This is a genomic window from Pseudomonas sp. BP6 (assembly GCF_017875935.1).
Lineage (GTDB): Bacteria > Pseudomonadota > Gammaproteobacteria > Pseudomonadales > Pseudomonadaceae > Aquipseudomonas > Aquipseudomonas putida_Y.
On the sequence record NZ_JAGINI010000001.1, the window covers coordinates 5,208,193 to 5,219,968 of the forward strand.

Genomic DNA, 11,776 nt, shown 5'->3' on the forward strand with positions numbered 1-11,776 from the left:
GACACTTTCTGCCCTCAACACTTTAACGGACCCTTCATGCCTCTTAGCCCGGTGTCAACCCACACTTACATCCCGAATGATTTTCGTCCAGTCCCGCAATCAGCTCACTTGCGCCATGCCATCCGGGCTGTTCTGTTTGGTGCCGCCTTGGGCCTGGCAACTGCTCCGCAACTTTCCGTAGCGGCCGACACAGCCGAAGCGAGCCAACACTATGCAATACCAGCTGGCCAACTGACCGACGTGCTCAACAATATCGCTCGCCAGGCCGGCATCACCCTGTCGAGCACACCTCAGCTGACCGATGGCCTGCACTCCAACGGATTGCAGGGGCAGTACACTACCGATCAGGCGCTGCGCCAGTTGCTAAATGGCAGCGGGCTGGAAGCCGTCAACCAGGCGGGACGTAACTATGTGCTGCAGGCACAACGTCAGAACGCCGCCCTGGCATTGCCAGACACCGACATTCGTAGTTTCTCCCTCGGCAACGCACTGGGCAGCATGGAGGGTTACAACGCCACGCACAGCCAAGTGGCGACCAAGACCAGCATGCCTTTGGTGGAGACATCCCAATCGGTCTCGGTAGTTACTCACCAACAGATGGACGATCAGGGCTCTCAGACCGTAGCCCAAGCCATGCGCTACACGCCTGGAGTACTGACCAACCCCTACGGTGCCACCCATCGCTACGACTATGCAGCCATGCGCGGCTTCAACGACGGCTCGGTGGACAACATCTACGTCGATGGGCTCAAGTCAATGGGCGACAACGGCACCTACAGCACCATGCAGGTCGACCCATACTTCCTTGAGCGCATCGACATTCTCAAAGGACCGTCTTCGGTACTGTACGGGCGAAGCTCGCCAGGTGGCCTGGTAGCCCTGACCACCAAGAAGCCACTCTTTGCCCCTTACCATCAGGTTCAGGCCACGGTAGGTACTCAGGGCCAGCGTGGCGTGGGCTTCGACTTCAGTGGTCCTGTGGATGACGACAAACGCATTGCGTATCGACTGACGGGTTTGGCGGATGCTTCCGACACTCAGTTCGACCATAACAAGGAAGAACGTTACGCAATCGCCCCTGCTATCAGCGTCGACTTCACCGAAGACACCTCACTCACGCTGCAGGCCTATTTGCAGCACGACCCTGACGGTGGATACCACGGCGGCAACCCTGCAGACGGCATGCTGCACAAGCGCAACGGTTTACGCCTGTCAGACCATTTCTTCGAAGGCGAGCCGAGCATCGACAACTACGAGCGCACTCAGCAGTCCTTCAGCTACCAGTTTGAGCACCGCTTCAATGATGTGTTCACCGCGCGGCAGAACTTTCGCTATCAGGATTCCGACGTGTCGATGGACCAGGTGTACGCCGCCGGCTGGGCAGATGTTGACAGCAATATGCTAAACCGCGCCTATACCGGCGGCGACGAGCGTCTGCATTCGTACATCATTGATAACATGCTGCAGGCAGAATTCTTTACCGGGGCCGCCAAGCACACCTTGCTCCTGGGGGCCGACTACCAGCGGCGCAAAGCCGACGTGACATGGCGTTATGGCACCGTCGACCCGCTGGATGCCGGCAATCCGCAGTACGGCAATGGCAACCTTCAGGTACTGGGCGAGAACCGCTACCAGCGGCGCTTGCAACAAACGGGTGTGTACCTGCAGGATCTCGTGGAGCTGGACCAGTGGCGCTTTTCCTTGGGGCTGCGCCAGGACTGGGTGAAGGTGTCCGAAGAGGACCGTGACAGCGACAGCAAGGTCAGTGATCAGCGCTCCAGGTTCACCTCCCGGGCAGGAGTGCTCTACCTGTTCGAGAACGGCATTGCGCCCTACATCAGCTACTCAGAGTCGTTCAACCCGAATACCGTGTCCGACCAGCAAGGCCGGCCGCTGGCACCGACGGAGGGCACTCAGTGGGAAGCTGGCATCAAATATCAGCCACCAGGGAGCGACAACCTGTTCACCGCATCGGTGTTCCGCATCGAGCAGGAGAACTTGGCGTCTAAACAGCCTAACGAAGACTTCTATCGCCCTGTCGGTGAAGTCCGTTCGCAAGGGCTGGAGCTGGAGGCCCATGTGCAGCTGACCGACAGCCTCAAACTGCTGGGTGGCTATACCTTCACCGATATCGAGTATTCGAAGTCGATGCCTAGCCTTGTGTCGGGCAACTTGGACAACAAGGGTAATTCGCCAACTCAGGCACCGAAACAGATGCTCTCGCTGTGGGCCGACTACAACTTCCGCCAAGGGGCACTGGATGGCTTGCGGCTTGGCGGTGGGGTGCGATATGTGGGGTACAGCTGGGTGGATGCGGAAAACAGCATGAAGGTGCCTTCCTACACACTGTTAGACGCCTCGATCGGCTATGACCTAGGCAAGGTCGGCCTGATGGGTGTGGATGTGCGCTTGAACGCCAACAACCTCACCAATGAAAGCTACATTACTTCATGTGCCAGCCTGAACTACTGCTACATGGGTGAAGAGCGCAATGTGAGCGCCACGGTCAGCTATCAGTTCTAACCGATATTGATACCCGTAAAAGACAAAGCCCCTGTCTGCATCGCAGACAGGGGCTTTGGGTTTTAATCTTGACGATGACCTACTCTCACATGGGGAAACCCCACACTACCATCGGCGATGCATCGTTTCACTGCTGAGTTCGGGATGGGATCAGGTGGTTCCAATGCTCTATGGTCGTCAAGAAATTCTGTGTGCTGGCCCGTCCCTAGGACACGCCTGCGAATCTCTGTAGTTCCTACTTAAAGACAAAACCCCTACCTGCATCTGCAGATAGGGGTTTTGCGAAATGAATCTTGACGATGACCTACTCTCACATGGGGAAACCCCACACTACCATCGGCGATGCATCGTTTCACTACTGAGTTCGGGATGGGATCAGGTGGTTCCAATGCTCTATGGTCGTCAAGAAATTCTGTAGCCAGAATGTCCAGATGGACAGCCCAGCGAATCCGGATATGCGATATTTGTGGTCTTACGAATTTTCGGGTCTTTCGTCTTCACCACCGCAATCTGCGTCAGCAAATTGCTTGGGTGTTATATGGTCAAGCCTCACGGGCAATTAGTATTGGTTAGCTCAACGCCTCACAGCGCTTACACACCCAACCTATCAACGTCGTAGTCTTCGACGGCCCTTTAGGGGATTCAAGATCCCAGTGAGATCTCATCTTGAGGCAAGTTTCCCGCTTAGATGCTTTCAGCGGTTATCTCTTCCGAACATAGCTACCCGGCAATGCCACTGGCGTGACAACCGGAACACCAGAGGTTCGTCCACTCCGGTCCTCTCGTACTAGGAGCAGCCCCTCTCAAATCTCAAACGTCCACGGCAGATAGGGACCGAACTGTCTCACGACGTTCTAAACCCAGCTCGCGTACCACTTTAAATGGCGAACAGCCATACCCTTGGGACCGGCTTCAGCCCCAGGATGTGATGAGCCGACATCGAGGTGCCAAACACCGCCGTCGATATGAACTCTTGGGCGGTATCAGCCTGTTATCCCCGGAGTACCTTTTATCCGTTGAGCGATGGCCCTTCCATACAGAACCACCGGATCACTAAGACCTACTTTCGTACCTGCTCGACGTGTTTGTCTCGCAGTCAAGCGCGCTTTTGCCTTTATACTCTACGACCGATTTCCGACCGGTCTGAGCGCACCTTCGTACTCCTCCGTTACTCTTTGGGAGGAGACCGCCCCAGTCAAACTACCCACCATACACTGTCCTCGATCCGGATAACGGACCTGAGTTAGAACCTCAAAGTTGCCAGGGTGGTATTTCAAGGATGGCTCCATGAGAACTGGCGTCCCCACTTCAAAGCCTCCCACCTATCCTACACAAGCAAATTCAAAGTCCAGTGCAAAGCTATAGTAAAGGTTCACGGGGTCTTTCCGTCTAGCCGCGGATACACTGCATCTTCACAGCGATTTCAATTTCACTGAGTCTCGGGTGGAGACAGCGCCGCCATCGTTACGCCATTCGTGCAGGTCGGAACTTACCCGACAAGGAATTTCGCTACCTTAGGACCGTTATAGTTACGGCCGCCGTTTACCGGGGCTTCGATCAAGAGCTTCGCTTGCGCTAACCCCATCAATTAACCTTCCGGCACCGGGCAGGCGTCACACCCTATACGTCCACTTTCGTGTTTGCAGAGTGCTGTGTTTTTAATAAACAGTCGCAGCGGCCTGGTATCTTCGACCGGCATGAGCTTACGGAGCAAGTCCTTCACCCTCGCCGGCGCACCTTCTCCCGAAGTTACGGTGCCATTTTGCCTAGTTCCTTCACCCGAGTTCTCTCAAGCGCCTTGGTATTCTCTACCTAACCACCTGTGTCGGTTTGGGGTACGGTTCCCAGTTATCTGAAGCTTAGGAGCTTTTCTTGGAAGCATGGTATCAACCACTTCGTCGCCTAAAGGCAACTCGTCATCAGCTCTCGGCCTTGAAATCCCGGATTTGCCTAAGATTTCAGCCTACCACCTTAAACCTGGACAACCAACGCCAGGCTGGCCTAACCTTCTCCGTCCCTCCATCGCAATAACTGGAAGTACAGGAATATTAACCTGTTTTCCATCGACTACGCTTTTCAGCCTCGCCTTAGGGACCGACTAACCCTGCGTCGATTAACGTTGCGCAGGAAACCTTGGTCTTTCGGCGTGCGAGTTTTTCACTCGCATTGTCGTTACTCATGTCAGCATTCGCACTTCTGATACCTCCAGCAAGCTTCTCAACTCACCTTCACAGGCTTACAGAACGCTCCTCTACCGCATCATCATAAGATGATACCCGTAGCTTCGGTGCATGGTTTGAGCCCCGTTACATCTTCCGCGCAGGCCGACTCGACTAGTGAGCTATTACGCTTTCTTTAAAGGGTGGCTGCTTCTAAGCCAACCTCCTAGCTGTCTAAGCCTTCCCACATCGTTTCCCACTTAACCATGACTTTGGGACCTTAGCTGACGGTCTGGGTTGTTTCCCTTTTCACGACGGACGTTAGCACCCGCCGTGTGTCTCCCATGCTCGGCACTTGTAGGTATTCGGAGTTTGCATCGGTTTGGTAAGTCGGGATGACCCCCTAGCCGAAACAGTGCTCTACCCCCTACAGTGATACATGAGGCGCTACCTAAATAGCTTTCGAGGAGAACCAGCTATCTCCGAGCTTGATTAGCCTTTCACTCCGATCCACAGGTCATCCGCTAACTTTTCAACGGTAGTCGGTTCGGTCCTCCAGTCAGTGTTACCTAACCTTCAACCTGCCCATGGATAGATCGCCCGGTTTCGGGTCTATACCCAGCGACTAAACGCCCTATTAAGACTCGCTTTCGCTACGCCTCCCCTATTCGGTTAAGCTCGCCACTGAATATAAGTCGCTGACCCATTATACAAAAGGTACGCAGTCACCTAACAAAGTAGGCTCCCACTGCTTGTACGCATACGGTTTCAGGTTCTATTTCACTCCCCTCTCCGGGGTTCTTTTCGCCTTTCCCTCACGGTACTGGTTCACTATCGGTCAGTCAGTAGTATTTAGCCTTGGAGGATGGTCCCCCCATATTCAGACAAAGTTTCTCGTGCTCCGTCCTACTCGATTTCATTGACAAGAGATTTTCGTGTACGGGGCTATCACCCACTATGGCCGCACTTTCCAGAGCGTTCCACTAATCTCAAATCAACTTAAGGGCTGGTCCCCGTTCGCTCGCCACTACTAAGGGAATCTCGGTTGATTTCTTTTCCTCAGGGTACTTAGATGTTTCAGTTCCCCTGGTTCGCCTCTTGCACCTATGTATTCAGTACAAGATACTCAGCTTATGCTGAGTGGGTTCCCCCATTCAGAGATCTCTGGATCACAGTCTGTTTGCCGACTCCCCAAAGCTTATCGCAGGCTACCACGTCTTTCATCGCCTCTGACTGCCAAGGCATCCACCGTATGCGCTTCTTCACTTGACCATATAACCCCAAGCAATCTGGTTATACTGTGAAGACGACATTCGCCGAAAATTCGTACGTCGCTCTTTCGAGCAGAACTCACAAATTTTACCTTAGCCTGATCCACCAGCAGTGAAACTGGTGTTCAGTCTATATCTATCACATATCCGAATTTTTAAAGAACGATCTGACAAAAGTCAGAAATCAACATTCGAGCTGAATGTTCATTTCTAAGTTCTGACAAGTGACTGCGTACGGCGAAAGTGGTGGAGCCAAGCGGGATCGAACCGCTGACCTCCTGCGTGCAAGGCAGGCGCTCTCCCAGCTGAGCTATGGCCCCGTATTTTACGGCTGAACCATGTAATGGTAGGTCTGGGCAGATTTGAACTGCCGACCTCACCCTTATCAGGGGTGCGCTCTAACCAACTGAGCTACAGACCTATAACAGGGTCGCGTTACAGCATCGTCTTTTACAATGAATCAAGCAATTCGTGTGGGAGCTCATCAGCAGGCTGATGTCGTCGATTAAGGAGGTGATCCAGCCGCAGGTTCCCCTACGGCTACCTTGTTACGACTTCACCCCAGTCATGAATCACACCGTGGTAACCGTCCTCCCGAAGGTTAGACTAGCTACTTCTGGTGCAACCCACTCCCATGGTGTGACGGGCGGTGTGTACAAGGCCCGGGAACGTATTCACCGCGACATTCTGATTCGCGATTACTAGCGATTCCGACTTCACGCAGTCGAGTTGCAGACTGCGATCCGGACTACGATCGGTTTTGTGAGATTAGCTCCACCTCGCGGCTTGGCAACCCTCTGTACCGACCATTGTAGCACGTGTGTAGCCCAGGCCGTAAGGGCCATGATGACTTGACGTCATCCCCACCTTCCTCCGGTTTGTCACCGGCAGTCTCCTTAGAGTGCCCACCATAACGTGCTGGTAACTAAGGACAAGGGTTGCGCTCGTTACGGGACTTAACCCAACATCTCACGACACGAGCTGACGACAGCCATGCAGCACCTGTGTCAGAGTTCCCGAAGGCACCAATCCATCTCTGGAAAGTTCTCTGCATGTCAAGGCCTGGTAAGGTTCTTCGCGTTGCTTCGAATTAAACCACATGCTCCACCGCTTGTGCGGGCCCCCGTCAATTCATTTGAGTTTTAACCTTGCGGCCGTACTCCCCAGGCGGTCAACTTAATGCGTTAGCTGCGCCACTAAAATCTCAAGGATTCCAACGGCTAGTTGACATCGTTTACGGCGTGGACTACCAGGGTATCTAATCCTGTTTGCTCCCCACGCTTTCGCACCTCAGTGTCAGTATCAGTCCAGGTGGTCGCCTTCGCCACTGGTGTTCCTTCCTATATCTACGCATTTCACCGCTACACAGGAAATTCCACCACCCTCTACCGTACTCTAGCTTGCCAGTTTTGGATGCAGTTCCCAGGTTGAGCCCGGGGCTTTCACATCCAACTTAACAAACCACCTACGCGCGCTTTACGCCCAGTAATTCCGATTAACGCTTGCACCCTCTGTATTACCGCGGCTGCTGGCACAGAGTTAGCCGGTGCTTATTCTGTCGGTAACGTCAAAACAGCAAGGTATTAGCTTACTGCCCTTCCTCCCAACTTAAAGTGCTTTACAATCCGAAGACCTTCTTCACACACGCGGCATGGCTGGATCAGGCTTTCGCCCATTGTCCAATATTCCCCACTGCTGCCTCCCGTAGGAGTCTGGACCGTGTCTCAGTTCCAGTGTGACTGATCATCCTCTCAGACCAGTTACGGATCGTCGCCTTGGTGAGCCATTACCCCACCAACTAGCTAATCCGACCTAGGCTCATCTGATAGCGCAAGGCCCGAAGGTCCCCTGCTTTCTCCCGTAGGACGTATGCGGTATTAGCGTTCCTTTCGAAACGTTGTCCCCCACTACCAGGCAGATTCCTAGGCATTACTCACCCGTCCGCCGCTGAATCAAGGAGCAAGCTCCCGTCATCCGCTCGACTTGCATGTGTTAGGCCTGCCGCCAGCGTTCAATCTGAGCCATGATCAAACTCTTCAGTTCAATACTGCTTGGGTTTTTAAGAAACCCTAAACTTGGCTCAGCAATCTCAAATGACTATGTGATTTCTCGCATGGCCACTTGTGATGCTGATAATCTTTTTGACTATCAGTCCGTACTCACAAGCACCCACACGAATTGCTTGATTCGATTTGTTAAAGAGCGTTTGGTTAAGAGCTTTTCGTCTCAACCGAGGCGCGCATTCTACGCTTTCCTCAGAGCCTGTCAAGCGTTTATTTTGAAGTTTTTTGCGAGAAACTCGTTTAACTTCAGACACTTAACTCGCTTCGATCTCTCGTCGCGGGAGGTGAATAATACAGCATTCAAAAACACTGTCAACCACCTTTTTACTGCAACTGGCTGACCTTGCGGCTTACCAGGACGAAGCATGAGCTTCTACTTAAAGACAAAACCCCTACCTGCATGCGCAGATAGGGGTTTTGCGAAATGAATCTTGACGATGACCTACTCTCACATGGGGAAACCCCACACTACCATCGGCGATGCATCGTTTCACTACTGAGTTCGGGATGGGATCAGGTGGTTCCAATGCTCTATGGTCGTCAAGAAATTCTGTAGCCAGAATGTCCAGATGGACAGCCCAGCGAATCCGGATATGCGATATTTGTGGTCTTACGAATTTTCGGGTCTTTCGTCTTCACCACCGCAATCTGCGTCAGCAAATTGCTTGGGTGTTATATGGTCAAGCCTCACGGGCAATTAGTATTGGTTAGCTCAACGCCTCACAGCGCTTACACACCCAACCTATCAACGTCGTAGTCTTCGACGGCCCTTTAGGGGATTCAAGATCCCAGTGAGATCTCATCTTGAGGCAAGTTTCCCGCTTAGATGCTTTCAGCGGTTATCTCTTCCGAACATAGCTACCCGGCAATGCCACTGGCGTGACAACCGGAACACCAGAGGTTCGTCCACTCCGGTCCTCTCGTACTAGGAGCAGCCCCTCTCAAATCTCAAACGTCCACGGCAGATAGGGACCGAACTGTCTCACGACGTTCTAAACCCAGCTCGCGTACCACTTTAAATGGCGAACAGCCATACCCTTGGGACCGGCTTCAGCCCCAGGATGTGATGAGCCGACATCGAGGTGCCAAACACCGCCGTCGATATGAACTCTTGGGCGGTATCAGCCTGTTATCCCCGGAGTACCTTTTATCCGTTGAGCGATGGCCCTTCCATACAGAACCACCGGATCACTAAGACCTACTTTCGTACCTGCTCGACGTGTTTGTCTCGCAGTCAAGCGCGCTTTTGCCTTTATACTCTACGACCGATTTCCGACCGGTCTGAGCGCACCTTCGTACTCCTCCGTTACTCTTTGGGAGGAGACCGCCCCAGTCAAACTACCCACCATACACTGTCCTCGATCCGGATAACGGACCTGAGTTAGAACCTCAAAGTTGCCAGGGTGGTATTTCAAGGATGGCTCCATGAGAACTGGCGTCCCCACTTCAAAGCCTCCCACCTATCCTACACAAGCAAATTCAAAGTCCAGTGCAAAGCTATAGTAAAGGTTCACGGGGTCTTTCCGTCTAGCCGCGGATACACTGCATCTTCACAGCGATTTCAATTTCACTGAGTCTCGGGTGGAGACAGCGCCGCCATCGTTACGCCATTCGTGCAGGTCGGAACTTACCCGACAAGGAATTTCGCTACCTTAGGACCGTTATAGTTACGGCCGCCGTTTACCGGGGCTTCGATCAAGAGCTTCGCTTGCGCTAACCCCATCAATTAACCTTCCGGCACCGGGCAGGCGTCACACCCTATACGTCCACTTTCGTGTTTGCAGAGTGCTGTGTTTTTAATAAACAGTCGCAGCGGCCTGGTATCTTCGACCGGCATGAGCTTACGGAGCAAGTCCTTCACCCTCGCCGGCGCACCTTCTCCCGAAGTTACGGTGCCATTTTGCCTAGTTCCTTCACCCGAGTTCTCTCAAGCGCCTTGGTATTCTCTACCTAACCACCTGTGTCGGTTTGGGGTACGGTTCCCAGTTATCTGAAGCTTAGGAGCTTTTCTTGGAAGCATGGTATCAACCACTTCGTCGCCTAAAGGCAACTCGTCATCAGCTCTCGGCCTTGAAATCCCGGATTTGCCTAAGATTCCAGCCTACCACCTTAAACCTGGACAACCAACGCCAGGCTGGCCTAACCTTCTCCGTCCCTCCATCGCAATAACTGGAAGTACAGGAATATTAACCTGTTTTCCATCGACTACGCTTTTCAGCCTCGCCTTAGGGACCGACTAACCCTGCGTCGATTAACGTTGCGCAGGAAACCTTGGTCTTTCGGCGTGCGAGTTTTTCACTCGCATTGTCGTTACTCATGTCAGCATTCGCACTTCTGATACCTCCAGCAAGCTTCTCAACTCACCTTCACAGGCTTACAGAACGCTCCTCTACCGCATCATCGTAAGATGATACCCGTAGCTTCGGTGCATGGTTTGAGCCCCGTTACATCTTCCGCGCAGGCCGACTCGACTAGTGAGCTATTACGCTTTCTTTAAAGGGTGGCTGCTTCTAAGCCAACCTCCTAGCTGTCTAAGCCTTCCCACATCGTTTCCCACTTAACCATGACTTTGGGACCTTAGCTGACGGTCTGGGTTGTTTCCCTTTTCACGACGGACGTTAGCACCCGCCGTGTGTCTCCCATGCTCGGCACTTGTAGGTATTCGGAGTTTGCATCGGTTTGGTAAGTCGGGATGACCCCCTAGCCGAAACAGTGCTCTACCCCCTACAGTGATACATGAGGCGCTACCTAAATAGCTTTCGAGGAGAACCAGCTATCTCCGAGCTTGATTAGCCTTTCACTCCGATCCACAGGTCATCCGCTAACTTTTCAACGGTAGTCGGTTCGGTCCTCCAGTCAGTGTTACCTAACCTTCAACCTGCCCATGGATAGATCGCCCGGTTTCGGGTCTATACCCAGCGACTAAACGCCCTATTAAGACTCGCTTTCGCTACGCCTCCCCTATTCGGTTAAGCTCGCCACTGAATATAAGTCGCTGACCCATTATACAAAAGGTACGCAGTCACCTAACAAAGTAGGCTCCCACTGCTTGTACGCATACGGTTTCAGGTTCTATTTCACTCCCCTCTCCGGGGTTCTTTTCGCCTTTCCCTCACGGTACTGGTTCACTATCGGTCAGTCAGTAGTATTTAGCCTTGGAGGATGGTCCCCCCATATTCAGACAAAGTTTCTCGTGCTCCGTCCTACTCGATTTCATTGATAAGAGATTTTCGTGTACGGGGCTATCACCCACTATGGCCGCACTTTCCAGAGCGTTCCACTAATCTCAAATCAACTTAAGGGCTGGTCCCCGTTCGCTCGCCACTACTAAGGGAATCTCGGTTGATTTCTTTTCCTCAGGGTACTTAGATGTTTCAGTTCCCCTGGTTCGCCTCTTGCACCTATGTATTCAGTACAAGATACTCAGCTTATGCTGAGTGGGTTCCCCCATTCAGAGATCTCTGGATCACAGTCTGTTTGCCGACTCCCCAAAGCTTATCGCAGGCTACCACGTCTTTCATCGCCTCTGACTGCCAAGGCATCCACCGTATGCGCTTCTTCACTTGACCATATAACCCCAAGCAATCTGGTTATACTGTGAAGACGACATTCGCCGAAAATTCGTACGTTGCTCTTTCGAGCAGAACTCACAAATTTTACCTTAGCCTGATCCACCAGCAGTGAAACTGGTGTTCAGTCTATATCTATCACATATCCGAATTTTTAAAGAACGATCTGACAAAAGCCAGAAATCAACATT

1 protein-coding gene, 2 tRNA genes and 6 rRNA genes are annotated in these 11,776 nt (G+C 52.7%); 1 reads left to right on the forward strand and 8 read right to left on the reverse strand.

Going from position 1 to position 11,776, the window contains the following annotated elements:
* The first annotated feature begins 108 nt into the window (after positions 1-108).
* Complete coding sequence (locus J3A98_RS23605) at positions 109-2,523, forward strand: TonB-dependent siderophore receptor (protein ID WP_281067764.1); 2,415 nt, start codon at positions 109-111, stop codon at positions 2,521-2,523.
* A gap of 66 nt (positions 2,524-2,589) precedes the next feature.
* Here the strand turns inward: J3A98_RS23605 and rrf (J3A98_RS23610) are convergent.
* The 8 genes from rrf (J3A98_RS23610) to J3A98_RS23645 all read right to left on the reverse strand — a co-directional run bounded on the left by rrf (J3A98_RS23610) (position 2,590) and on the right by J3A98_RS23645 (position 11,585).
* Positions 2,590-2,705 (reverse strand): 5S ribosomal RNA (gene rrf, locus J3A98_RS23610).
* A gap of 109 nt (positions 2,706-2,814) precedes the next feature.
* Positions 2,815-2,930: ribosomal RNA gene (rrf, locus tag J3A98_RS23615) — 5S ribosomal RNA — on the reverse strand.
* A 131-nt stretch (positions 2,931-3,061) separates the two neighbouring features.
* Positions 3,062-5,954: ribosomal RNA gene (locus J3A98_RS23620) — 23S ribosomal RNA — on the reverse strand.
* A 243-nt stretch (positions 5,955-6,197) separates the two neighbouring features.
* Positions 6,198-6,273: transfer RNA gene (locus J3A98_RS23625), tRNA-Ala, on the reverse strand.
* A gap of 24 nt (positions 6,274-6,297) precedes the next feature.
* A tRNA-Ile gene (locus J3A98_RS23630) sits at positions 6,298-6,374 on the reverse strand.
* Between the two features lie 85 nt (positions 6,375-6,459).
* Positions 6,460-7,996: ribosomal RNA gene (locus J3A98_RS23635) — 16S ribosomal RNA — on the reverse strand.
* A gap of 449 nt (positions 7,997-8,445) precedes the next feature.
* A 5S ribosomal RNA gene (rrf, locus tag J3A98_RS23640) occupies positions 8,446-8,561 on the reverse strand.
* 131 nt (positions 8,562-8,692) lie between these two features.
* Positions 8,693-11,585 (reverse strand): 23S ribosomal RNA (locus tag J3A98_RS23645).
* Together the 16S, 23S and 5S rRNA genes with 2 tRNA genes alongside form the textbook arrangement of a ribosomal RNA operon.
* Between the last annotated feature and the right edge of the window lie 191 nt (positions 11,586-11,776).